The sequence below is a fragment of the Vreelandella hamiltonii genome (assembly GCF_014651775.1).
Classification (GTDB): Bacteria; Pseudomonadota; Gammaproteobacteria; order Pseudomonadales; family Halomonadaceae; genus Vreelandella; species Vreelandella hamiltonii.
The window spans coordinates 32,708-56,613 of the sequence record NZ_BMXN01000012.1 but is presented as its reverse complement, the minus strand read 5'-3'; the positions used below and the strand labels follow the sequence as shown (position 1 = coordinate 56,613).

Annotated in this window: 26 protein-coding genes; 10 read left to right on the top strand and 16 right to left on the bottom strand. The window is 60.9% G+C overall.

What is annotated here, in order from left to right; genetic code table 11:
* Window positions 1–21: 21 nt before the first annotated feature.
* The 6 genes from IE091_RS11405 to IE091_RS11380 all read right to left on the bottom strand — a co-directional run bounded on the left by IE091_RS11405 (window position 22) and on the right by IE091_RS11380 (window position 4,157).
* Window positions 22–810, bottom strand: a complete 789-nt coding sequence (locus IE091_RS11405) for a carbon-nitrogen hydrolase family protein (protein WP_189463683.1) — start codon at window positions 808–810, stop codon at window positions 22–24.
* Window positions 811–1,080: 270 nt separating this feature from the next.
* Window positions 1,081–1,692 carry a glutathione S-transferase family protein gene (locus IE091_RS11400; RefSeq protein WP_189463682.1) on the bottom strand — a complete coding sequence of 204 codons (612 nt, stop codon included), beginning with the start codon at window positions 1,690–1,692 and terminating at the stop codon, window positions 1,081–1,083.
* Between the two features lie 178 nt (window positions 1,693–1,870).
* On the bottom strand, window positions 1,871–3,082 hold the full coding sequence (locus IE091_RS11395; RefSeq protein WP_189463681.1) for a YbfB/YjiJ family MFS transporter: 1,212 nt from the start codon (window positions 3,080–3,082) through the stop codon (window positions 1,871–1,873).
* A 144-nt stretch (window positions 3,083–3,226) separates the two neighbouring features.
* Window positions 3,227–3,493 carry a Txe/YoeB family addiction module toxin gene (locus tag IE091_RS11390; RefSeq protein WP_016916501.1) on the bottom strand — a complete coding sequence of 89 codons (267 nt, stop codon included), beginning with the start codon at window positions 3,491–3,493 and terminating at the stop codon, window positions 3,227–3,229.
* On the bottom strand, window positions 3,486–3,740 hold the full coding sequence (locus IE091_RS11385) for a type II toxin-antitoxin system Phd/YefM family antitoxin (protein WP_081135244.1): 255 nt from the start codon (window positions 3,738–3,740) through the stop codon (window positions 3,486–3,488). The genes IE091_RS11390 and IE091_RS11385 overlap by 8 nt, the downstream gene beginning before the upstream one ends.
* Window positions 3,741–3,821: 81 nt before the next feature.
* Complete coding sequence (locus IE091_RS11380) at window positions 3,822–4,157, bottom strand: zinc ribbon domain-containing protein YjdM (RefSeq protein WP_039175928.1); 336 nt, start codon at window positions 4,155–4,157, stop codon at window positions 3,822–3,824.
* A gap of 263 nt (window positions 4,158–4,420) precedes the next feature.
* Here IE091_RS11380 and IE091_RS11375 point away from each other — a divergent pair, with 263 nt between their 5' ends.
* On the top strand, window positions 4,421–5,389 hold the full coding sequence (locus IE091_RS11375) for a zinc-binding metallopeptidase family protein (RefSeq protein WP_081135238.1): 969 nt from the start codon (window positions 4,421–4,423) through the stop codon (window positions 5,387–5,389).
* 30 nt (window positions 5,390–5,419) lie between these two features.
* On the opposite strand, the gene IE091_RS11370 is transcribed toward IE091_RS11375, so the two are convergent.
* Window positions 5,420–6,313, bottom strand: a complete 894-nt coding sequence (locus tag IE091_RS11370) for a dihydrodipicolinate synthase family protein (RefSeq protein WP_189463680.1) — start codon at window positions 6,311–6,313, stop codon at window positions 5,420–5,422.
* A 57-nt stretch (window positions 6,314–6,370) separates the two neighbouring features.
* The gene (locus tag IE091_RS11365) at window positions 6,371–7,123 is read right to left on the bottom strand and encodes an SDR family oxidoreductase (RefSeq protein WP_189463679.1); all 753 of its coding nucleotides are present in this window, start codon (window positions 7,121–7,123) and stop codon (window positions 6,371–6,373) included.
* 175 nt (window positions 7,124–7,298) lie between these two features.
* Between IE091_RS11365 and IE091_RS11360 the strand changes: the two genes are divergently transcribed.
* Both IE091_RS11360 and IE091_RS11355 read left to right on the top strand, forming a co-directional pair.
* Window positions 7,299–8,126: an AraC family transcriptional regulator gene (locus tag IE091_RS11360; RefSeq protein ID WP_189463678.1), complete on the top strand. Its 828-nt coding sequence runs from the start codon at window positions 7,299–7,301 to the stop codon at window positions 8,124–8,126.
* Between the two features lie 27 nt (window positions 8,127–8,153).
* Window positions 8,154–8,765, top strand: coding sequence for a LysE family translocator (locus IE091_RS11355; protein WP_039175903.1), 612 nt, complete (start codon window positions 8,154–8,156; stop codon window positions 8,763–8,765).
* On the opposite strand, the gene IE091_RS11350 is transcribed toward IE091_RS11355, so the two are convergent.
* The 3 genes from IE091_RS11350 to trpB all read right to left on the bottom strand — a co-directional run bounded on the left by IE091_RS11350 (window position 8,749) and on the right by trpB (window position 11,320).
* Window positions 8,749–9,069: a hypothetical protein gene (locus IE091_RS11350; RefSeq protein ID WP_039175902.1), complete on the bottom strand. Its 321-nt coding sequence runs from the start codon at window positions 9,067–9,069 to the stop codon at window positions 8,749–8,751. The two genes, IE091_RS11355 and IE091_RS11350, sit on opposite strands and share 17 nt — an antisense overlap.
* A gap of 152 nt (window positions 9,070–9,221) precedes the next feature.
* A complete protein-coding gene (gene trpA / locus IE091_RS11345) occupies window positions 9,222–10,070 on the bottom strand; it encodes a tryptophan synthase subunit alpha (protein WP_152607568.1) in 849 nt (282 codons plus the stop codon).
* A gap of 32 nt (window positions 10,071–10,102) precedes the next feature.
* Complete coding sequence (gene trpB, locus IE091_RS11340) at window positions 10,103–11,320, bottom strand: tryptophan synthase subunit beta (RefSeq protein ID WP_144980054.1); 1,218 nt, start codon at window positions 11,318–11,320, stop codon at window positions 10,103–10,105.
* A gap of 121 nt (window positions 11,321–11,441) precedes the next feature.
* Between trpB and IE091_RS11335 the strand changes: the two genes are divergently transcribed.
* Both IE091_RS11335 and IE091_RS11330 read left to right on the top strand, forming a co-directional pair.
* Complete coding sequence (locus tag IE091_RS11335; protein WP_144980051.1) at window positions 11,442–12,344, top strand: LysR family transcriptional regulator; 903 nt, start codon at window positions 11,442–11,444, stop codon at window positions 12,342–12,344.
* Between the two features lie 66 nt (window positions 12,345–12,410).
* On the top strand, window positions 12,411–12,956 hold the full coding sequence (locus IE091_RS11330) for a P-loop NTPase family protein (RefSeq protein WP_144980048.1): 546 nt from the start codon (window positions 12,411–12,413) through the stop codon (window positions 12,954–12,956).
* Here IE091_RS11330 and IE091_RS11325 read toward each other — a convergent pair whose 3' ends face one another.
* The 3 genes from IE091_RS11325 to IE091_RS11315 are packed head-to-tail and all read right to left on the bottom strand — an operon-like array spanning window position 12,957 to window position 15,705.
* On the bottom strand, window positions 12,957–13,355 hold the full coding sequence (locus tag IE091_RS11325; RefSeq protein WP_081192304.1) for a VOC family protein: 399 nt from the start codon (window positions 13,353–13,355) through the stop codon (window positions 12,957–12,959).
* Between the two features lie 35 nt (window positions 13,356–13,390).
* Entirely contained in the window at window positions 13,391–14,080 is a 690-nt protein-coding gene (locus IE091_RS11320) for a VIT1/CCC1 transporter family protein (protein ID WP_039175881.1), read from the bottom strand.
* 50 nt (window positions 14,081–14,130) lie between these two features.
* Window positions 14,131–15,705, bottom strand: coding sequence for a PQQ-dependent sugar dehydrogenase (locus tag IE091_RS11315; RefSeq protein ID WP_189463677.1), 1,575 nt, complete (start codon window positions 15,703–15,705; stop codon window positions 14,131–14,133).
* 192 nt (window positions 15,706–15,897) lie between these two features.
* Here IE091_RS11315 and IE091_RS11310 point away from each other — a divergent pair, with 192 nt between their 5' ends.
* From IE091_RS11310 to IE091_RS11290, 5 genes are all read left to right on the top strand, one after another.
* Complete coding sequence (locus tag IE091_RS11310) at window positions 15,898–16,830, top strand: glycerophosphodiester phosphodiesterase (RefSeq protein ID WP_096921270.1); 933 nt, start codon at window positions 15,898–15,900, stop codon at window positions 16,828–16,830.
* Between the two features lie 194 nt (window positions 16,831–17,024).
* Window positions 17,025–17,486, top strand: coding sequence for a hypothetical protein (locus IE091_RS11305; RefSeq protein ID WP_227407753.1), 462 nt, complete (start codon window positions 17,025–17,027; stop codon window positions 17,484–17,486).
* A 4-nt stretch (window positions 17,487–17,490) separates the two neighbouring features.
* Entirely contained in the window at window positions 17,491–18,660 is a 1,170-nt protein-coding gene (locus IE091_RS11300; protein ID WP_308428126.1) for a porin family protein, read from the top strand.
* A gap of 24 nt (window positions 18,661–18,684) precedes the next feature.
* Window positions 18,685–21,537, top strand: coding sequence for a bifunctional diguanylate cyclase/phosphodiesterase (locus IE091_RS11295; RefSeq protein WP_144980042.1), 2,853 nt, complete (start codon window positions 18,685–18,687; stop codon window positions 21,535–21,537).
* 5 nt (window positions 21,538–21,542) lie between these two features.
* On the top strand, window positions 21,543–22,325 hold the full coding sequence (locus IE091_RS11290) for a PEP-CTERM/exosortase system-associated acyltransferase (protein WP_189463676.1): 783 nt from the start codon (window positions 21,543–21,545) through the stop codon (window positions 22,323–22,325).
* Window positions 22,326–22,331: 6 nt separating this feature from the next.
* Here IE091_RS11290 and IE091_RS11285 read toward each other — a convergent pair whose 3' ends face one another.
* Entirely contained in the window at window positions 22,332–22,976 is a 645-nt protein-coding gene (locus IE091_RS11285; protein ID WP_189463675.1) for a hypothetical protein, read from the bottom strand.
* Between the two features lie 10 nt (window positions 22,977–22,986).
* Window positions 22,987–23,718 carry an oxygen-insensitive NADPH nitroreductase gene (gene nfsA, locus IE091_RS11280; RefSeq protein WP_016916478.1) on the bottom strand — a complete coding sequence of 244 codons (732 nt, stop codon included), beginning with the start codon at window positions 23,716–23,718 and terminating at the stop codon, window positions 22,987–22,989.
* Between the last annotated feature and the right edge of the window lie 188 nt (window positions 23,719–23,906).

Here is a 23,906-nt window from a genome sequence, read left to right as displayed (position 1 = left end):
CCTACCTCGGCGGCTTAGTTTTTAGTCGATAATGGGTGCTTTGGGAGGAAGGCGAGTCATCACTTCCACGCTACCGCTTATGGCACCGTGGTGAGTACGACACAGCACCAGGCAGGGCTGAGTGCCATTAGCGCTTACCGCTAGCTCACCTGCAGCGTTCCAGCCGCCGCTATTGCCGCAGGTTTGCCAGCCGCCTGTGGTGGAAATGTGGTTGGCGAGCAGTACCGGAAGTTGGTGGCGTTTTGCGATGGCGGCGAGCAGCTCGGCATCGTAGGCGTAGCCGCCTGGGGAGATCAGCGCGCTGGCGAGGTAAACGTCCGCCTGCTGCGCGGCGGCGGTGGCGGCGTGGCTTGGGTGGGTGAAGTCGGCGCACACGGCCAGGGCGATGCGGGTGCCTCTGATGTCGATCAGGCCGCTATCACAACCGGGGGTACAGTAAACCTCTTCCCCTTCGTGCAGGTGTTGTTTCAGGTAGAAGGTGTGTTCACCGTTGGGGAAGCAGATCACCGCTGCGATGTAGGGTTTGCCGTTGTGGTTGTGCAGTGGGCAGCCTGCGATCACCACTATGTTGTTGGCTACGGCAGCGGCAGTGAGGGCGGCAAAGGTTGTATCGTCGCGAGGCATGGCCAGTTGGCTGAGTAGCGCCAGCTCGTAGCCGGTCAGCGAGAGTTCGGGAAAGGCCACCACGTTGGCCCCCAGCGCTGCGGCGCATTCCACGTAGCCCAGGTGCGTGTGCAGGTTGTCGTCTACCGCTGCTTTGCTGACGGGCAGTTGGGCGAGTGCAATGGTGATGGCTTTGTTGTTGGTCACTTTATTTCCCCTGGCTGGGTGCTTGAATGGTCGCGGGCTGAAGCCACCTCCCACGGGGCTGGTTCACCTCTGGGGGAGGTGGTCGCGGGCTGAAGCCGCCTCCCACGGGGCGGGTTCACCTCTGGGGGGAGTTGGTCGCGGGCTGAAGCCGCCTCCCACGGGGCGGGTTCAACCCTCGGGGGGGTTGGTCGCGGGCTGAAGCCGCCTCCCACGGGGCGGGTTCACCTTTGGGAGAGTGGTCGCGGGCTGAAGCCACCTCCCACGGGGTGGCTAGGTGAAGGCGGTTTGCTGGAAGCTTGTTCGCGCTGTTACGGCTGCATGCCACGCGGCAAGCTGGGGATGCGCTTCTTTCCAGCGTATCTCTGGCAGCCGGAAGGCGAGGTATTCCAGCGCGACGGCGATGGCGATGTCGCCCAAGTGAATCGGTTCGGCTGTGGGGTTGCCGCTCAGCTCGCTATTCAGTTGCTCCAACAGCCGCTGCATGGCCCTTGTCCGGCGTTGGCCCAGCTCGCTCTGGTCGATCTCTTGGCCATAGTGCTTGCGGGCAATCACGGTGGTGAATGCGGCATCCATGAGGTTTTGGCCCAGGCCTGCCAGGTGCAGCACGTCACTCAACGAGTTGGTAGGCAGTATGGGCGGGGTGGGCTTTACGTTGTCCAGGCTGTCCAGGTACATGGCAATCAACATGGATTCGCTGAGCGTGGTGCCCTCCTCCGTTACCAGTGCGGGGATGCGCCCGGCGGGGTTGGCCTTTAGAAGGTCGGCGTCGTCGGCCCAGGGGTCGCACCACTTGAGCGTCACGGCGTCCATCAGGCCTTTTTCCAGTAACACGATGCGCACCAGCCGTGCATAGGGGGATGTTGCGTTCAGGTAGAGTTCCATGGTGGCCTCCCTTTATCTGAATAGTGCTTGTTAGGCTTTGTACGAAAACTGCCTATGCTCGGCCATACGGCGTTAAAAATCGGCTCAAAGTACTCATTTACACCTTGTAAACTCCGTCTTTTCGCCGATTTTTGCCTTGTCTGGCCATCGCTCGCCGACTTTTCGTACCAAGCCTAGGTTATTGGACAGAAGGATGTGTGCGGCGCTGCTGTACGCCTCGGCTAAGCAGTACCAGCAACAAGCCAAGGGCAAGCGCCATGCCGCTGATGATGAAGAGCGGCGTGTAGCTGCCCCACATGCCATACAGCGCCGACATGGCATAGCCTGCCCCTGCCTGGGCAGCGGCGAAAGCGGCCGTGGCTCGACCCCAGAGCTGCTTGTGGGCGGTGGGCCCGACCAGCTCGGCCAGGCGGCCAGAGGTGAGGGCTACGATGCCGGGAATCATCGCCCCCACCATGAACGAGGAAACCGACTGGCTGAGCAGGGCAAGCGAGAACACCGGGAGCATGACGGCAGCGGCCTTGGCCGTAAAGGCGATCATCAAGCCCCCTTGCCACCCCACGCGCTGGGCCAGCGCTCCCACCATGAACGGCCCGCACAGGGCACCCAGCCCGAAGATTCCCCATTGCAGTGAAGCGGCTTGATGGCCCAAGGCATGCTCCCTGGCGAGGTAGTCCACCCAGAACACGGTGTGGGGCACGAACCCCACCGCATCCAGCGCGTAAGCGCCGATGACCAGCACCACCACCCACTTTACCCCCGCATACCCAACAGGGCTATGACCCACCGGGTTTGCTACAGGGCTTGTCACAGGGCGTGAGGGCAAGCGCGCAACGCCCCAGTCGCACGACAGGCCAGCCGCCAAACAGAGCAGCCCCAGCGCACCCCAGGTGAGCGAGAGGCTTACCCCGAGCAGTGACGGCACAACGAGGGCGGAAAGCAGCGCCCCAAACCCGATACCGGTAAACACCAGGGCACCGACACGGGTTCGCCTTTCCGGGGGCGTGGCCGCCAGCGCCAGCGAGGGGCCCACGACCATCAAGATCCCCCCGCCTACCCCCGAGACCAGCCGCCAGAAGAAGAACCAGTGAAAACCACCCGCCCCCGCGCAAAGCAGGAAGCTGAGCCCGATACCCGCAAAGCTTGCCGCTAACACCCAGCGCGGCGCAAAACGCTCGCTCAGTGAGTGGGCGGCAAGCGCGCCGATAAAATACCCCAACAGGTTGGCCGCCCCCAGGTAAGCACCCTGGCTTGCGGTAAACCAACCTTGCTGAATGATCGCGGGCAATAGCGGCGTATAGGCAAAGCGAGCAATACCTATCGCCGCCAGGGTCGCCATGATGCCTGTCATTAACGCGGGCAGATCGTCGGTAGTGAGTGTTCGCTTCATCACGCCAGTTCCTGGTGGTGTCGCCTGGATGGGCAGTTGGGCAAGCGCCATGGTGCTAAAGGCGGCCTGGCGGCTAGCATGGTCGCGGGCTAAAGCCACCTCCCGCAAGGCGGACTGACTCCCGGAGGCAAGGTCAGTTTCAGGCTAATAGTGATAGCGGCATGAAATGACCGTGATGGCATGTTGATCGACTGCGTAAACAAGCCGATTGGTGTCATCGATGCGTCGAGACCAAAAGCCCGCCAGATTTTCTTTCAAGGGCTCTGGCTTACCGATTCCCTCAAAGGGAGAGCGCTTTACATCGTTGATCAGCTTGTTGATGCGCTTGAGGGTTTTCTTATCCTGACCTTGCCAATAGACGTAGTCGTTCCAGGCCTCATCTGTCCAGCACAATAGCCGTTGGCTACTCATCCATTAACGCTCGTGCGCTTGTCTGGCCAGCACGGTATTGCGCTATTGAGCGGTGAAGATGCTCAGCATTACCAGGTGAACGAAGCAGGTGCACTGTTTCCATGAGGCTATTGTAATAATCCAGTGACATCACAACGGCATCTTCAGCATCCCTGCGCGTGATCACGGTGGTGTCTGCATCATTCACAACGCCATCCAGCACGGCTTTCAAGCCATTCCTCGCTTCTGTAAAAGACACGATTTTCATACACACCTCACTTGTACCATTCACGGTACAAGTTTAGCGGCCGCACGCCAACCTGTACAGCTTAGAGCACATAATGCTTCATCAAGCCTTCTTCACAAACTGCGCGGTCACCATCATGTCGCCTGCGCCGTCTACCTTGCAGTCCAGCTGGTGGTCTTTGCCCTCTTTTAGCCGCTTGATGACGGCCTTGGTGCCGATCTTGAGCACCAGAGAGCTACCTTTCACCTTGAGATCCTTGATCAGCGTGACCTTGTCGCCTTCCGCCAGCGGCGTGCCGTGGGCATCGGCCACGTTCACGGCCTCTTCGGCGGCGGCTTCTTCAGGGTTCCATTCGTGGGCGCATTCGGGGCAGATGAACAGGCGTTGGTCCTGGTAGACGAATTCGGATTGGCAGCGGGGGCATGGCGGGCAAGACATAAGCAGTGGCTTCTTTGAGTTGGTGTGGTCGCTTATGATACTGAGCCTGCGAACCTTTGGCGAATGCCAGGCGCCCCCAGCCTGGCAAAGCGGAGAATGGAGAACGCGGAGTAGGCATGAGCGCTCCAGGGGCGGCGGCAATTCTCGGCACGCCTGCCGGACAATATGACGTTGATGGAAAATAGCACCGTCGATATCCCCGTTGGCGTACTCAGGGCGACGCACCTAGACTGAAGCCTCGTTTCTCTTGAGATAGCCGACCTATGCGTGTTTTTGCCAACCCGGTCGGAGCCGGTTCACTCTGGTTTGATAATCTGGTCACGGCGGATGGCGTGCCGGTGGCCTACGACCCCCAGGCGCGGGCGTTTATTTCCTTGACGCCCTTCTGTGCCAACCGCGACGTCATTGGCTGCAACTGGATAGCCCCCAGGCAGGGAGAGTTCTGCCGCGCCTGCGCCATGACGGCGCTGGCTCCCGACCCTTCCATCACCGATGCGATCCCCCACTGGGCACAAACCGAGGCGGCCAAACGCTGGGTGATCGATAACCTGGGCCGCTGGCACTGGTTTCGCCCGGAAGACCCCGGCGCACCTCCGGTGTTTCATCTGCTGGCCGAAGGCGATACCCCAGTGCCCATGGGGCACGTGGGCGGCGTAGTGACGATTAGCGTAGCCGAAGCGGATGCCGTGCTGCGCACCACCCGCAAAGAGGCACTGGATGAGCCCTACCGCACCATGATTGGCCATATGCGCCATGAAATAGCCCATATGCTGTGGTGGCGGCTTAGCCTGCGGGAAGATTTTCTAGAAGCATTCCGCGAGGCGTTTGGCGATGAGCGTGAGGATTACCCGGCAGCCTTGCAGCGCCACTACCAGAATGGCCCACCTGCGGATTGGCAAACGCGTTTTCTCTCCACCTACGCCTCTTCCCACCCCCATGAGGATTGGGCGGAAACGACTTCGCACCTGTTGCACTTGACGGATATCACCGACAGCTTTGTGTCGTCGGGCATATCCTCGCCCGTTCTACCGGATGACCACAACTGGGATGCCTACGCCGAACCTGATTCTGAGCGGCTGATTCATATTGCGGCATCCTTGGTGGCGGGCGTAAACCATGTGAACCGTTCCATGGGGCTGTCGGATCTTTACCCGTTTGTGCTTTCCGAGGTCACGCTACGCAAGCTGGTGTTCGTCCACGACTGGTTGCGCCGCGGCGCACAGGGGCTGTAGGTCAACGATACGCTGCGTGAGCCGTATGGTTTAGCGTAGCCCCAGCGCCTCGATCACCGCCTTCACCTGCTGGCGTGCCTGCCCTTGCAGGGTATTCAGCGGCTGGGGCAGGCAGGGTGCGCTCACGCGGCCAGTGAGTTCGGCCATGGTCGCGGCCACCCGCAGGCTGCCGCCATGTTCATGGTAAAGCGCCCATAGCGCTGCCAGCGCGTTGGAGTGGGCCAGGGTCTGTTCGGCATCTCCCTCCTGGGCGGCTCGGGTCAGTGCCAGCGCGTGTTCCGGGTAGAGCCCACCGAATACCGAATACCATGCCTCGCAGCCTGCCAGCAGGCCCGTGGCGGCGGCGGGGTCGCCGCTGATGCCGATGGTTACATCATTAGGGATCAGCGCCCGCAGCCGCGCCACCCGGGCACTGGCGTCGTGCAGATCGTTGGGCACCGGCGGAATCTTGATGGAGCGCACCTGTGGCAGCGCGGCAATGCGCCCGTGCAGCTCATCGCTGAAGGTGAAGTGGGTGGTGCCGGGGTTGTCGTACACGCACAGCGGCACACTGATGGCGCGGCTGACGGTACTGAACAGGTTGAACACGTCGTCATCGGTGAGCTTCTGGTAAGACACCGGCGCCAGCAGCAGGCCGCTCGCCCCGGCCTGCTGGGCATGTTCGGCGTTGGCCAGTACATCCCGAGTGCGCAGCGCGCCAATGCCCACCACCACCGGCACCTCAGCGGCGTTTTCCACGCTCAGCCTGGCCACTCGGGCCCGCTCCTCCACGCTCAAGTAGGCGTAGCTGCCGGTAGAGCCCAGCACGCCGATGGAATCCACCTTCGCTTGGGCCAGCCGGGCCACTAGCTGGATGAACTCATGCTCGTTGATGCCCTGCTCGTTCATGGGGGTCAGCGGAAACGCACTCAGGCCGGTAAACATGGGGGTGTCCTTTTTTTGGGCGCTGCCTGGGCAGCCAAGGGGGGGCTGGTCAGGGCATTACAGGCCACCCGCCAGATCCAGTAAAGTGCCGGTGGCAAAGGATGACTTGTCACTGGCCAGCCAGACAATGGCTTCTGCCACTTCGGAAGGCTGGCCACCCCGTTGCAGGGGGATGCGAGACTTCAAGCGGTCTACGCGGGCAGGCTCGCCGCCGAGTGCGTGCATCTCGGTGTAGATGAGGCCGGGGCGCACTGCATTCACGCGGATGCCTTCGGCCGCGACTTCCAGCGCCAACCCCCGAGTCAAGGTATCCACGGCCCCTTTCGAGGCGGCGTAATCCACGTACTCGTTGGGCGAGCCGCTCTTGGCGGCCATGGAGGAAACATTGACGATACTGCCGCCCGCGCCGCCCTGGCGGGTAGACATGCGCTGCACGGCCTCCTTGCAGCAGAGAAAGCAGCTCATGACGTTCTTTTGCAGCACGTTGCCAAAACGCTCCGGCGAGATATCCACCAGCCGCGCCTGGGCGTTGAGAATGGCGGCGTTGTTGACCAGCACCGTCAACGTGCCGAGCTCCTGATCGACCTGGCGAAACAGGTTCGCCACCTCATCGGCTTTCGAGACATCCGCCTTCACGGCCAGGCAGCGCACGCCCAGAGCGAGGATGTCACTGCGCACACGCTCGGCGGCTGCGTCGTTTTCGACATAGTTGAGGCAGACATCGTAGCCATGCTGGGCGAACAGCCGGGCCGTCTCGGCACCAATGCCTCGACTCCCGCCGGTAATCACCACCACGTTGGGGTTTGCCATGCGCCCTCCTCGTTTGCCAGTGTTTTGCGAATGCCGCCCACTGTGTACCGTCTGGTGAATATACACTGACACCGCCGTTGAGCAATTATGTACAAGCCACGCTGGCGCCCGCGTCATATCCTGAAACGGGTCAGGGTAAGCCCGCCATGGGCCGAATGCGATCAAGGAGGTTGGCATGGGCAGCAGCCAGTTCGAGTTTTTCAAAAATCATCATGTGCCGTCACTGACCGTCTTGAAAGCGGCCATCGAGGATTTTAGCTATGACCGTCATGCCCACGAGGAGTACGCCTTTGGGGTGACGCTGGCGGGGCGACAGGATTTCTTCAGCGGCGGGCAGTTTCATCGTAGCCCACCGGGCAACGTGATTCTGTTCAACCCTGAAGAGGTTCACGACGGCCACGCTGGCGGTGAGCAGGCTTTGGGCTACGTGATGGTATACGTGCATCCCAACCAAGTGTTGCCGCTGTTCGAGGAGCTGCTTGGTCGCCCACAAACGTCACCGTTTCGCTCCCGGAGTACGCTGATTCACGACCCGCTGCTGCGCCAGGCGATACAGGAAGTCGCACGCTTGACCACGCATCAAGCGGGCAGCTGCATCGACCAGGAAAACGCGCTGTATCGCGTGATCGAGCGCATGGTTCAGCTTGGCGGGCACATGGTGACTGGCCAACGCACCAGCCGCCCAGACACGCTGTTGGGCCACGCCAAAACGTATATTCATGAGCATCTTGAGGCAGATATCTCGCTGGACGACATCAGCCAGGCCGCGCATTTGTCGAAGTACCACTTTTTGAGGCTATTTCGCCAACAGTTCGGCATGACCCCTCATCAATACGTGATCAATTGCCGCGTGAACGCCGCCCGCTCCGCGCTCGACCAGGGCGCGCCACTCACCGAGATAGCGCTGCGTTTCGGCTTTGCGGATTTGAGCCACTTCAACCGCCGTTTCAAACGCATCTACGGCATGACCCCTTTCCAGTACCAACGCGACATCACGCGTTAAGCATCACGTCCACCTAGAGGTTTTCTCATGTTAGCAATCGTCGCCTATGCCCTGGGCGTCATGTACACGCCTGGGCCTGTGAATCTGTTGGGGTTGAATGTCGGTATCAACGGGCAGGGTAAAACCTCGCTGGGGTTTTGCCTGGGCGTGGGGCTGGCCATGCTGCTGTACTTGCTGGTGTTGGGGTGGGCGGGAGCCGCCTGGATATCTCAAGACTCCCTGGTGCTGCTCAGCGCGCTCGGCTGCGCTTATATCCTGTATCTGGCCTACAAGGTGGCCCGCGCCAATGCCACCCTGGATACCCACGCCCCGGCACCACGCATGCTCAGTTTTCGTGATGGCCTGATGATGCAGTTACTCAACCCTAAAGCCATGGTCGCGACACTGCCCATCGCGACGCTGCAGTTTCCTGCCGAGGGTATTCAGGGCATGAGCCTGTTTATCTGGGCACTGGGGCTGGCCGCACTGGCGGCAGGTGCCCCCGGCAGCTATGTGGTGATAGGCAGCCTGCTTGGCCAGCGTGTCAGGCAGCCCATGCTGATCAAAGGGTTCAACTGGGTCATGGCGGGGCTACTGGTAGCCGTAGCGGTATCGATTGGCCATGAACACGTTTGGCTCGTGGTTACTGCCCGAAGCTGATCCCCAAACGCAGGGCTTGCAGGCCGTCCAGCTGTACCGTCACCTCATCGGACCACAGCGGATGGCCTTGCACGCGCACGTTGACCGCTGCCTGGGAGCCACGATACCCCACGGTAACGGCGATATTGGCGCTGTTGCTGACCGGCGCCAGCAGGCCGTACTCGACGTTATCCACGCTGACCGAGGTCAGGCCACGGGATGCCAGCTGCTGCTCGACCTCCCCTTCGATCACCACGCCGTAATAGAAATAGATACCCGCATAGCCGAGTCCCAGCAGTACCAGCAACGAAAAGAGCTTGCCCATGGTTTTCCTCCGTTTGAGCCGTCGTGGCGCGTTGCCACCATCAAACGTGGATGATGCCTGTTTTCTGGAAACAGCGGCAAGTTGGGCGTGGTGGTTTCAGAATAAAAACAGAGCGGGCCATGGCCCGCTCTGTGGTGTGATGGTGCTTCCCATCAGGCTGGCAAACCCGCGCGCTCCTGTTGGGCTTCTCGGCACCCTCTCACACTGGCCGCCAGCGCTTTCACCAGCCCGTGTACCTGGGCGATGGCTTCTTCGCCGCTGCTGGCGTGTTCGATGCAATCTACCAGAGCAGAGCCCACTACCACGGCGTCGCTGAAGCGGCCAATGATGGCGGCCTGTTCGGCGGTGCGAATGCCGAAGCCCACGGCAATGGGTAGCGGCGTGTGTTCGCGCAGCTGGTTCACCGCGCTTTCCAGCCGCTCGGGTGTGGGGGCACTGCCGCCGGTCACGCCCGCCACGGAAACGTAGTAGATGAACCCGGAAGCGTTGGCCAGCACCTTGGGTAGCCGCTTGGCATCGGTGGTGGGCGTGGCCAGACGAATGAAATCGATGCCGTGCTTGGCGGCGGGCTGGCATAGCTCTTCGTCGTGCTCGGGGGGCAGGTCCACCACGATCAGCCCGTCAACCCCTGCCTGGGCGGCGTCACTGAGAAAACGCTCGACGCCGTAGCAGTAAATCGGGTTGTAGTAGCCCATCAGCACGATGGGCGTGGTGCTGTTCTGCTCTCGGAACTGGCGCACCATTGCCAGCGTTTTGGCCTGGGTCTGGCCCTTTTCCAGGGCGCGCAGGGCAGCCTTTTGAATGGCGGGGCCATCGGCCATGGGGTCGCTGAACGGCATGCCGAGTTCGATGATATCCACACCGGCCTCCGGCAGCCCGTGCAGCAGGCGGCGGGAGGTCTCGGGGTCCGGGTCGCCGGCAGTGAGGTAGCTGACCAGCGCTGGGCGGTTTTGCTGTTTGAGCGCGGCAAAGCAGCTGTCGAGCCGAGAAGTACGTTGCAAGGTAGGTTGCATGGGAGTCTCCTGTATCGCGCTCATGAGTGTTTCATGCCGAAGCGATCACCCAGATGCTGGGCCACGCTGTTCATGTCCTTGTCACCACGTCCGCTGAGGTTGACCACCATCAGGTGCTCGCGGGGCAGTGTCGGCGCACGTTTGGCGACTTCTGCCAGGGCGTGGGCGGTTTCCAGGGCGGGGATGATGCCCTCCTGGCGGCAGCAGATCTGGAAGGCTTCCAGCGCTTCGTCATCGGTGGCAGAGACGTACTCGACCCGCCCCTGCTCGTGCAGCCAGGCGTGTTCGGGGCCAATGCCGGGGTAATCGAGCCCTGCGGAAATGGAGTGGGCGTCGGTAATCTGGCCATCTTCGTTTTGCAGCAGGTAGGTACGGTTGCCGTGCAATACGCCGGGGGTGCCGCCGTTGAGGCTGGCGGCGTGCAGGCCACTCTTGACGCCTTTACCGCCCGCTTCCACACCGACCATGTGCACGCTGTCATCGTTGATGAACGGATAGAACAGGCCCATGGCGTTGGAGCCGCCGCCCACACAGGCAATCAGTGAATCCGGCAGACGGCCCTGCTTTTCGAGCATCTGGGCGCGGGTTTCATGGCCAATCACCGCCTGAAAATCGCGCACCATGGCCGGGTACGGGTGCGGGCCTGCCACGGTGCCGATGATGTAGAAAGTGTCGTCTACGTTGGTGACCCAGTCGCGCAGCGCTTCGTTCATGGCATCTTTGAGCGTGCCGGTACCGGAAGTGACCGGCACGATCTCCGCGCCCAGCAGCTTCATCCGGAACACGTTGGGCTGCTGGCGCTCGATGTCGGTGGCGCCCATGTAGATCACGCAGGGCAACCCAAAGCGGGCCGCTACGGTGGCGGTGGCCACGCCGTGCATGCCTGCGCCGGTTTCCGCGATGATGCGCTTCTTGCCCATCTGCTTGGCCAGCAGTACCTGGCCAATGCAGTTGTTGATCTTGTGCGCGCCGGTGTGATTCAGCTCTTCACGCTTGAGGTAAATGCTGGCACCGCCGAAGTGCTCGGTGAGGCGCTCGGCAAAGTAGAGCGGATTGGGGCGCCCCACATAGTCGCCTTGAAAATAGGCGAGCTGGCGCTGGAATTCGGGGTCGTTTTTGGCCGTGGTGTACTCATCCTGAAGCTCGAGAATCAGCGGCATCAGGGTTTCGGCCACAAAGCGGCCACCAAAGCTGCCAAACATGCCGTTGGCATCGGGTAGGCTTAACGGTTGGTTCATCTCGACCTCTGCGATTTGGGGCGTTTTTGCAATGTGTCGACGTTAGCGCAGGCAGGTCGGAAGAAAAATCGATAAGATGGCAAGCACCCGTGAGTTTTTCGCAACTGTTCCAGGAGACCCCATGCAACACAGCCTGCCCCCGCTGAGCGCTTTGCGCGCCTTTGAAGCCACTGCTCGGCTGGGCAGTGTCACTGCGGCCGCTGACGAGCTGAGCGTGACCCATGGCGCGGTAAGCCGCCAGCTAAAGAGTCTGGATGAACATTTTGGCGTGGCACTGTTCACGAAAGCCGGGCGCGGGCTGGTGCTGACCCACCACGGTGAGCAGTTGCAAAGCGGGGTTGGAGAGGCCTTCGCCAAACTCAGGGATAGTTGCACACTGCTCAAGCATGAGGTGGAAGAGGCGCCCTTTACCCTGGCCTGCCCCGGCAGCCTGCTGGCCCGTTGGCTGATCCCCCGCCTGGACCGCTTGAACCAGGCGCTGCCCGAACTGAAGCTGCAAGTGGTGGTGAGCGATGCAGAACAGCCGGGCCAACCCGAGACCAGCGCCACGCTGGCCTTCTTCGAACCACCCTGGCCCGAGGAAGGAGAGCGCATTCCTCTGATAGCCGAGGAAATTTGCGCCGTGGCCAGCCCCCGGCTGGCCGAGGCATGCCACGCGGAAGCCCCCTCATCGCTGTTTGGCAGCAAGCTGCTCTATACCGCATCACGCCCTCAGGCGTGGCCGCAGTGGGCTGCCGCCCAAGGTCTGGAACCCGCCGCATTGAAAGCAGCCCTGCAGCAGGGCCAGGGGTTTGCACACCTCTACTACCTGATGGAAGCCGCCGTGGCAGGGCTCGGGGTCGCCATTGCCCCCAGGCTACTGGTGGAAGACGACCTGAGAAGCGGTCGGCTGGTCGCCCCCTGGGGCTATATCGAAACCTCGGCCAGACTCTGCCTGTGGCTACCCAAACACACCAACGCCCGCCGCAGCGAAGCCCTGGCGAGCTGGTTGCGCAGAGAGTTGGGGGCTAACGCGCTCGCATGAGGCCATCTTGCACGCGTTGAAGGCTCTATTTAAGCTAACGCGCCGATTCATTAGCAGGCTTTCATCATGAACATCAATGTGGTCGGCACCAGCAGTAGCGGCAAAAGCACTTTGGCCCGCAAGCTCGCTGAAGCGCTCGACGTTCCTCACATTCAAATGGATCAGCTTTTCTGGCAACCCCACTGGCAGGGAACGCCGGATGACGAGTTCGTGGCAAAGCTCGAAGTCGCGTTGAACAGCGCCACACGCGGCTGGGTACTGGATGGTAATTTCAACCGTACCCGCGATATCAAATGGCGGGACGTGGATATGGTGGTTTGGCTGGATTACGGTTTCTGGCGAGTGTTTGGCCAGAGCCTAAGACGCGCCATCAAACGTATTGCAAGCCGCCAGGAGATCTGGCCAGGTACCGGTAATCGCGAAAGTTTTCGTCAGACCTTCATGAGCCGCAATTCCATCCTGCTCTGGATGCTGAAAAACTGGCGCTCGAATCGACAGCGCTATTTCGCCGACGCGCTGGACCCACGCTATCGGCATATCCAGATGGTGCGCTTGACCCGCCCCGCCGAGGCAGAGTGGCTAATCGAGTATATCTCTCGACGCAGCGGCTGATCAGAGCCCTACTCGGTGTGGATACACCACGAACGCGAGCTTGTTGCCGTCGGGGTCGCGGACGTAAGCCGCGTAGAAGCCGTCTCCGTACTGAGGGCGAAAACCGGGTTCGCCTTCGTCGCTGCCACCGCTTTGCAGGGCCAGCTGATGCAGCGTATCCACTTCCTTGATGTCGCTGAACTGGAAGGCGGTCATGGTGCCATTGCCTACCGTCGCAGGATGACCATCAAACGGCAGGCCCACGAAAAACTGGGGCACTTCGACATCATCCGGGTCACCGAAAGAAACACAGCTGTCATCCTGCCAGCAGATCTCCAGCCCCATGGCATTGAACAGCGGCGTGTAGAACTGAAGGGCACGCTCCAGATCCTGGGTTCCCACCATGGTATAGGCCAGCATGCACGTTCTCCTTTTGAGCCTGGAATAAATAACGGTTATGCCATAACGCCGAACAATCGACCAATGAGCGATGTCAACGCCATGGCCAGCGCTCCCCAGAACAGGACACGCAGTGCAGCAGCACGTATCGGTGCACCGCCCACTTTGGCCGCCAGTGCACCTAACAGCGCCAGCAGCGCTAGAGAGGTCACGGCGACCAAGGGAATCAGCAACAGGGTGGGAGCCCACCACGCCATCAGAAGCGGTATTAGCGCGCCAATGGTGAACATCGCCGCCGAAGAAAACGCTGCTTGCAATGGCTTTGCTTGGCTCACCACGGTGATGCCGATTTCATCTCGGGCATGGGTGCCCAAGGCATCTTTTTGCATCAATTGCTCTGCCACTTGTCTGGCAAGCTCAGGCGTTAAACCTCGCTCGACATAAATGGAGGCCAGCTCCTCTTTTTCGGCTTCATAATGATGCGTCAGCGCGTTGCGCTCAATGGCTAAATCGGCACGTTCTGTGTCGGATTGCGAGCTTACCGAGACGTACTCCCCGGCCGCCATCGACATTGCCCCAGCCACCAACCCAGCAAGCCCCGCCAATAAAATATCGCTTTGTGCGGTAGACGCTGCGGCCACTCCAAGAATCAGGCTGCTGGTAGAAACAATGCCATCATTAGCTCCCAGTACAGCAGCTCTTAACCAGCCAGAGCGGTGAGAGCGGTGATGCTCTTGGTGGATCATGGCGTCTCCTGAGGAAGAGGCTGTTGTCGCCTTCGTTTACTCAGCTTAGTTCATTGGGCGGGCACTACCTTCAATAGTTGCCCTTCCTCACTGTCAGTCAGCAAATAGACTGCGCCCTCGGGGCCTACTCGCACGTCACGAATGCGCGCATCCCGCTCACCAAACAGCCCCTCTATGTCTTCGGCGCTGCCGTCTTCCTGCCAGCGTACCCGACGCACCTCACGATTGACCAATGCCCCCACCAGCAGGTCGCCCTGCCACTCGGGGAACAGCTCGCCCCGATAGACGGCCATGCCCGAAGGGGCGATAGAAGGCGTCCACTCCAGCGCCGGGGGCTGCATGCCGGGGTATTCTGTAAACGGCGAGACTCTGGCCCAGGTGTAATCCAGCCCGCCGGTGGCAATTGGCCAGCCGTAGTTGTTGCCGGGTTGGATGAGGTTGAGCTCATCTCCGCCTCGCGGGCCATGCTCGTGGGCAAACAGCTGCTGGCGCTGGGCGTCGTAGACCAGCCCCTGCACGTTGCGATGGCCAATACTGTAGAGCTCGGGCAGTGCATCGGCCTGAGCCAGGAAGGGGTTGTCGTCGGGCACGCTGCCATCGGCATTCAGGCGCACGATGCTGCCGATATGGCTGTTCACCCGCTGGGCATCTTCACGGTTATCGAAACCATCGCCCAGGGTGAGGATCAGCGTGTCATCCGGCAACCATGCCAGGCGCCCCCCATAGTGGGCATCGCCACGCTTGGCGGGGTGAACCCGAAAAATCTCTTCCACCTGCTCCAAACGCATATCGCCCAGGGTGGCCCGAGCCAGGCAGGCATGATTGGCACTGGCCGTACCGCAGGCGTAGCTGAGGTAGAGCTGTTGATTGGTCTCGAACTGGGGAGAAAGCAGCACATCGAACAACCCCGATTGCCCAGAGGCAAACACCTCCGGCACGCCATCGAGGTCGGCCAGCGTCTGGCCGCGGTCATCCAGCAGCAATAGGCGTCCTGGGCGCTCGGTCACCAAAAAGCGGCCATCGGGCAAGAATGCCAGCGACCAAGGGTGCTCCAGCGCATCGGCCAGGGTGTCGATCTGATAGGCCGTTTGGGCTTCGGCAGCGGGCTGAGTCACGGGCAGCACGAAGGCGACCAGCGCCATGGCCAGAGACGTGCGGCCATGGCGCTTGTGCGACGCGGGACACGTCAGCATGGCCAGCAGCCAGCCTGCTATGGCGGCCGTTGCCAGCATGGCGGCCAGCCCACCGGCAGTGCGGGTGGCTGCCACCAGCGTGGGCATGGGCGCAAACGTATTGGTCAGCAGGAAAGTCAGCCATAGCCCGGCCACGGCCGCCAGCGCAAAGGCCAGGCGTCGAAGGCTGGCAGGCCACCGCCGAGTGAGCCAGCCCGCCACGGCCTGGGAGATCAGAAACCCCGCCAGAAACAGCCCTGCGTAAACGGGCGCAAAGTGAAGAAGATCCTGTGCCGTGGTCGAAAGCCGTGTACCCAGGGGAATGGCCACCCCCAACGCCTGCAACTCACTCAGGTTCAATTGGGTTTGCACGACGCTGCCCAACACGACCCCGATGACCACCGCAAACAGCACACGAAGTGCCAGCGCCCCCCTACCCTTCTTCTGACTCATGATGTTCTCCACATTGAGCGTATTTTCCTACCAGCATACCTTTAATTGCCATCTTGTTCGTGGAGAGTGCTGGGAAAGTGCTGAATGAACACGCTGCCACGGGGAGTGCGTCCGATTCTTCAGGGAGTGCGTGCGTTTTCAATAGATAGACGTTATGGTCTTGATAAATATTACCTATTCCACGGAGCCACCATGCCGCGCTATACGAGTACTGCTGCCGCACTGACGGCACTCATGACCGTTGCTACTGCCGGGGTCGCCAGCGAGCCGCCGCTGGCCCAGCAGTTGAACGCCTTGGAAAACTTTCAGGTCATCGCGCATCGTGGCGCCAGCGGTCACGCTCCCGAAAGCACGATGCCCGCCTACGAGCTGGCTCACGAGTGGGGTGTGGACTATCTGGAGCTGGACGCTCAGCTCACCGCCGATGGCGAAGTGGTCATTTTTCATGACAACACGCTGGAACGTACCAGTAACGGTGAAGGGCATATCCATGAGCACACGCTGGCCGAGCTGAAGGCGCTGGATACCGGCAGCTGGTTCAACGAAGCAAACCCCGAGCAAGCGTCGGATGACTTTGTCGGTTTACCCATGCTGACGCTGGAGGAACTGTTCGATCACTTCGGGCATACCACCCGCTATTATATCGAAACCAAGTCACCCCACTTGAACCCAGGCCTGGAAGCCGCGCTGGTAGAGCGCCTGGAGGCCTACGACCTTGTACAGGAAGGCCGTGTACTGGTGCAGTCGTTTGCTCAGGAAAGCCTGCTGAAAATACAGGCGCTCAATCCTGAGATCCCGCTGGTGCAACTGTTGTGGTACTCCCCTGGCGAGGGCGAAGGCTCCCCCTTGGTCGAGTGGAACGACACCACGCCCGGGCCCGCCCAGATGCGTGCCAGCGACTTTCAGCGCATCGCCGAATACGCCGTCGGGATCGGCACCAACGCCCAGCGTGATGGGCAGGACGTGATCGATGCCGACTTTATTCGTCTGGCCCAGCAGAACGGCCTGCCAGTGCACGTTTACACCATCAACGAGCGCCCAGAGATGGAGCGCCTGATGCGCATGGGAGTCAACGGACTGTTTACGGATTACCCGGACCGCCTACAGTCACTGATCGTTGAATAAGCATGCTTTTTCAAGTGCTGACGATCGTTACCCTGTCGCGCTTTTAGCGTACTATCTTTCTAATATAAAAATGACAAGAACGGCAGGGTCGAGACGGAAGCGTTGTTAGGTCATCGTTTGTACGTTGCAGGGGGATTTCCCATTCTTACACCCATGACACACGGCACTTGTTCCTGGTGCCCTTGCTGAACGTGATGCCACGGAGACCCTGGCGCGCCTATGGGCTGCTGGCCTTGATCTGGCTATGGCTGGTGCCCGCCAGTGCCCTGGCCGAAGCCGAGCCGACCGAGTCGTTCACGGCGATCGTTCTCGTGGCTCACCCGGACATCGAACTTTCAGCGCTGCCACGGGATGCCCTTCGCGCCATGTTTGCCATGCGCCAACGCACCTGGCCTGGCGGCCAGGCCATGCAGGTTTTTGTGTTACCCAATCGCGACCCTGTACATGCCCGCTTTGCCAAGGAGATGCTGGCCGTCTACCCGCATCAGCTGCAGCTCGCCTGGGACAGGATGGTGTTTTCTGGCATGGGGCAAGCGCCCCACCGTGTACGCGACCAAGTGGATATGCGCGAGCGAGTTGCCCGCACTCCCGGCGCGCTAGGCTACCTTGAACGGGAGTACCTGGATGAAAGCGTCCGTGTCATTTCCATGGAGTAAGGGCTTGGGGCAGCGCTGCGCCCTGGCGGGTTTGCTGGCCTGGCTGCCCATGGCAGGCATGGCTCAAGAGCACCCCGCCGACACCCTTCAGGTGCACGGGTTTCTCAGCCAGGCACTGGTCATCACCGACCATAACGACTTCTTTGGCCCCAGTAGCGACAAGGGCAGCCTGGAGTATACCGAACTGGGGTTGAATGCCTCGTTTCGCCCACACCGCCGGGTGCTGGTGGCAGGCCAACTGCTCAGCCGCCGTGCGGGAGGCGCTACCAGCGATGCGGCCCCCACCCTCGACTATGGCGTGGTGGATTACCAGATGCTGTCCAGCCCGGCGCGCACGCTGGGGGTTCAGGTAGGCCGCTTCAAGAACCCGTTTGGACTCTACAACCAGACCCGGGACGTGGCCTTTACACGCCCGAGCATTTTGCTGCCTCAATCCATCTACTTTGACCGCACCCGCGCACTGGGGCTGGCGGCGGATGGTATCAGCCTGTATGCCGAGGAGCATACCGCGGCGGGTACGTGGCGCTTGAGAGGCGGCCTGGGTCGCCCGCAGACGGGCTCAGAGCTATCCGACCAGCTGTTTGGCGGCATGGCCCAACGAGTGTCTGCCTCCGAGCCCTCGGCCATCGCGCAGCTGCTCTTCGAAGACCACAGCGGCCAGTGGGTAGCGGCATTGAGCACGGCCTCGGTGCACCTCGATGCCACGCTCGTGGGTCAGGCGGCCGACTTCGAGTTTCAACCGTGGATCGCTTCCTTGCAGTACAACCAGGAGTACTGGAGCGTGACCGCCGAATACGCGCTGCGCCAGCAGGCCCTGAGCGGCGAGAACCTGCCACGCACGTTCGATATCACGGGTGAAAGCTGGTATGTCCAGTACCAGCGGCGCTTCTCTCCCGACTGGAGCGGCCTGATTCGCTTCGACCGGCTGGTCAACGATACCGATGACCGTTCGGGCCGCGCCTACGAACGGGCCGGGTTCGGTCCTGCGTATTCCCAATTCGCCGATGACATCACTCTGGGCGTGCAGTGGACACCCACGCCCCAGCTCATGCTGTCGGGGGAGTATCACTACGTGGATGGCACCGGTTGGCTGCCTCGGCAAGACAACCCCGATGCCGGCCTGACCCGCAAGCATTGGAACATGCTGCTGTTTCAACTCTCTCTGCGCTTTTAAACCCTGCCACCGGGATCTGTCTCGATGAATCAGTCCAGCCCACCCGTCAAGCGTCGCTCGAGTCTTGCCTGGCGTGTCATTGCGCCTAGCAGCTTGCTGCTGCTGGTGCTGGTGGCCCTGTTCATCTGGCTTGGCCATCATCACCTGACCCAGCAGCTCGAACAGAGCCGTCAGGGGCATCATGAGCGTCAGCAGCGAGAAATCCGCCTGGCCATGCAGCGCTCTGCCGATAACCTGCGCCAGTTGGCAGGCTTGACGGCAAACGCCCCCGACCTGGGCAATGCCTTGGCTCAGAACGATGATGAAGGCCTACGCACGGTGCTGGCAGCCCAGTGGCCTTCGCTGCAGTTGGAAGCCGGGGTAGATGGCGTGTTCGTCTTCGATCGTCAGGGGCAGCAGCGTGGGCAGTCCGGGATGGGCTCCCCGGATATGGAGCTGCCCATTCGCGGTTGGGTAGATGACTTGCTGGCGCGAGAGATTCCCATCAAGACGCTGCGCTGTACCACCAGCTGCCAGCAATATGCGGCGGTACCGATTCTGGTGGATGGCGACAGCATCGGCATGGTCATGCTGTCTCGTTCGCTTGCCGACGTCACCCGCGAAGCCAAGGAGGTCTCGGGTAGCGAAGTAGCGCTGATGGTCACGGGCCACGTCGAGGGTGACTCCAACGACCCATCGCGATACCTGCCAGGCTGGAACGGTCATCTGGTGGCCATCACCAACCGAGAACCTACCCTGCCACTGCTGGAGCAGGCCTCGTTGGCAACGCCGATCTACCAGTTGGCAGACACGCCTTTCAGCATGGAGTACGCCGGACGCTACCTGGAGCTGAGCGCGGTTTACATGGAAGACGATGCCGATTGGCGCAGCACCAGCTATTTTCTGTTGATTTCAGACATCACAACGCAAACGACGGCCATTCAGCGGGCCACCAACACGCTGCTGGCGCTGGGCGTGGCGGGCTGGCTGGCGGCGGAATTGCTGCTGCTGGCGATCCTGCTCGGGCCCATGGCGCGGCTGCGCCGTGTAGCGGCCCTGTTACCGACGCTGTCGGATGGGCAGTTTCAGCGCGTGCGCACCCGCCTGCCCATGACAACCCCCAGGCGCTCCAATGAGATCGACATACTGGAAAATGCCACGCGCACCCTGGCCGACCAGTTGGAGCGTCTGGAGTCGTCGGTACATGATCACAGCGGCCAACTGGCCGAGCGTATCGAGGAGTTGGCCAGCGAGCGCGATTTCGTCAATAGCCTGCTGGATACGGCCCAGGTGTTCATCGTCGTGCAAACGGCCACTGGGCGCATTCAACGAGTCAATGAATATACCCGCAGCCGCCTGGGGTTGGCGGACCAGGATCTGGTAGGCCGCCATTTTTACGACATCTTCGACAGCTCTGCCCACCCTCTGCCTGGGGGAGCGGAGCACCGCAACGCGCAGCCCGCAGGCCAGTTCGCCAGCCATCAGCAGGAAGAGAAAACCCTGCATACCCAGGACAAGCGCTACGCCACCGTGGCCTGGTACCATGCGCCACTCACCAGCAGCCATCGGGAGCGGGGAGCACGCATTTCGGTAGGTCTGGACATCACCGAACGCAAAGCTGCCGAAGAGCGCTTGACCTGGCTGGCCGAACACGACCCACTCACCGAGCTGTACAACCGTCGCTATTTCCAGGATGCGGTTCAGCACGCCCTGCTGTGTCAGAGCGAAGGCGCCATCGTGCTGCTCGACCTCAACGAGTTCAAGGAGGTCAATGAGCTGAGCGGGCACCATGTGGGCGACCACCTGCTGCGTGAAGTTGCCGAAACGCTGTTCATCAATCTCGGGCAGCGTGGCACGATTGCCAGGCTGGGGGGCGATGAGTTTGCCCTGTTGCTGGAAGGGGTGAACAGCGAGCAAGCCATCAGCGTCGCCGACTATATCAACCAGTTGCTGAGCAGCATTGGCTTCCAGGCCGCAGGCCGGAAACATCATATCTCTGCCAGCATGGGGATCGCGCTGTTCCCGGCCCATGGGCAGACTTCTGCCGACCTGCTGGCCAGCGCCGACATGGCCATGTACAAGGCCAAAGAGAGCAGCAATCAGGATTGGTACCTGCTGTCCCAGGCCGAAAATGCCAAGGATGAGCTGCAGGAGCGGGTGTATTGGGTAGAACAGCTGCACAACGCGCTGGAACACGAGCAGTTCGAGCTGATGGTGCAGCCCATCGTGCGCCTCAAGGATCACGATATCAAACATTACGAAGTGCTGGTCCGCATGCGACACCCGGATGGCAGTCTGGTGGCGCCTCAGCACTTCATTCCAGTCGCCGAGCAGAGCGGCCTGGTAGTCGCTCTGGACCGCTGGGTCATCAGGCACAGCCTGCAAGCCTTGGGCAAGCTGCAGGAGCGCGGAGTTTCACTGGCCGTGAACCTGTCGGGGCAGTCGCTTCACGACCTGGGCTTGAAACAGTACCTCACCGACGAGCTGCGCAGCAGCGGTGCCGACCCTCACCATCTGATTCTCGAAGTCACGGAAACGGCAGCCATCACCGACTTTTCCACCGCCCGCAACGTATTGCAAACGTTCAGAGACCTGGGCTGCCGTACCGCGCTGGACGACTTTGGCATCGGCTTCAGCAGTTTCCATTATCTTGGCCAACTGCCGGTGGATTACATCAAGATCGATGGCTCGTTCATTCGTAGCCTGCTGATCAATCCCGACAGCCATACCATCGTCAAGGCAATTGCCGACATTGCCAAGGGGTTCGGTAAACAGACCATCGCTGAATTCGTTGATCAGGCACCGTTGACGCCTATTCTGCAAGAGTACGGCATTACCTATGGACAAGGGTTCTATTTGGGCAAACCCATCCCATTAACGCAGCTCATACAAGGATAACGATGGTGATCACGACAATAACTCCCCCCGTCACCACGCCTGAAACGCTTGTCGAAAACACCTTTTCACCGGCCTTCTTCGACACGCATTTTTCCCTGTTGATTGCTCATACACCCATTGAAAAACTGCGCGCCTTTACCCTGCGCCACGCGGTGTTCATCGAGGAGTTGAACTACGACCTCGGCAATGACAGTGCGCTCAATATCGAACACGATGACCATGACCAGCAGTCGCTGCTGTGCCTGCTTCACCACAAGGCCACAGGATTGGATGTAGGATGCCTGAGGGTCGTACTGTTCGACGAGCACAATGGCCACGAGCAGCACAGCCTGCCGCTGGAAGCCTATTATGGGGAGCATCTGTTTTTACCAAACACGCACCCCCGCTGCTTTGCTCATCAGCAGGTATGCGAAATCTCGCGGTTGGCCGTTCATCCTACGGTGCGTCGCAAGCATAGCGACGTACAAAGCCCCTACGAAAGCATCAAGGAGAGCCCTGCCCTGCTCAGCCTGAGCCTGTTTCTGGCCGCCACCGCCTTGGTGGGACTCAGCCAGCGCCCTCATGCGTTCGCCATGCTCGAGCCACGCTTCAGCCGCTTGCTGAAGGCTTCCGGCCTCCAGTTTCATCAAGTGGGCGGCGTGATCGACTACTGCGGTAGCCGTGCCGCCTACTATATCGACCAGCGAGTGGCCGAGGAACATTTGCCGAAGCGCATTACGCCTCTCTACCAGTTCATCAAGGGCCAACTGGCGAGCCAGTTGGCCAACAGTCCGCTGCTGCAAGCGTGATGGTGATCACGCCAGCTGTGAGCCTGGCACCTCCTGGCGAGTGAACTCCTGTGGCGCGACGCTCGCGAACTTTTCGGCAAAGAACAGCAGCGTTTCAGGATGGCGAAAGCGCTGTTCGAACGTCTCCTGACCTTTGGGGGTGCGGCGGGTAACGCTGGCCTGATAGGCACTGCCTACTTTGGAGACGCGGACACTGTTCTCGTGACCCGGCTCCCGGTGATACGCCGTGACGTTGGACTGCTGCTCCAGCAGTTGGGCCAGCTTCGACGCGGCCACTCGCTCTTCTTCACTGGCCCACAGCGGCTGGTCTCGATTGCCGTAGTGATAGAGCATGACGGCCAGGATGAGGGCAAAGATGCTGCTGATGAGCATCCAGGTCAGTTCTACGCCCGCCACTGGCGTACTCAGCAGAATGCCCATCTGCACCAGGCTTCCCACGGCAAACACCAGCGCCAGCGGCCGCCACATGCGCTGATTCATGACGCCTCGGTTGAGCATGTATCCCCACAGCCCCACGACCCCCAACACCCCAAAGAACAGGTGCACCAGCGCCAGCGGTGTCCCGCCCCCGAAGAGAATGGCAATGACGCCCATCACGGGCAGCAGGCTGTAAAGCCCAGCGAAGAGAAGGTAGGCACGCTGTAGGGACATGAAGGGCTCCTTATTTCATGGTAAAGCCACGCTTCACTAGAAAGTCACGCATGTGGGGGCGCAGCTTGTTGTCGAACAGAGGGGTGAGGTTGTGCGACCAGTCACTGTTTTTATTGCCGCTACTGCGTGATTGGTAGTAAGCCCGCATGGTGTCATCGAAGGCCACGACCTGATCACTGTCTTCAGTGTAGTAGTCCTCTTTCAGAATCGCCTCCACGGGCAGCCTGGGCTTGACCTCCGGCTGATGGTCCGGGTAGCCCAGGCACATGCCGAATACCGGGTACACATGGGGCGGCAGCTTGAGCAGTTCACTGACGGCCTCGGGGTTGTTGCGAATCCCGCCGATGTAGCAGATGCCCAGCCCTTCCGACTCGGCCGCCACGGCCACGTTTTGGGCCATCAGCGCCGTGTCCACGGTGGCCACCAGCAGTTGCTCGGTCATGCCGCGCTCTACGTTGGCGCCAGTACGCGCCGAGGCTTCTGTAGGACGCTTCATGTCGGCGCAGAACACCAGAAATACCGCACTGCTGGCCACATAGCCCTGGCCACCGGACAGTTCGGCCAGTTGCTCTCGGTTGGCTGCATCTTTCACGTGAATCACGCTGTACGCCTGCACATGGCTGGAGGTCGCCGCCGCCTGCCCGGCCTTGATCAGCTCCAGGAGCAGCCCACGGGGAATCTCCTGGTCGGTGAATTTACGAATGGAACGGTGGGACTGCAAGAGCTTGATAACGTCGTTCATGGTGCCTCACTGATCACGAAATGGTAGGGGGCGTGCTTTATCGGAATACTTGAATCGTAACGCATTCTTGCCTGCTTGCGGCAACCCGCGAGGCTCGCTGGCAGGCAAATGCAGCTTCACGAGGCCACATGGGTTAAACAACCCTCCTCTACTCGCCAAGCCCTGCCTGCTCTTCTAAGGTTAATTCA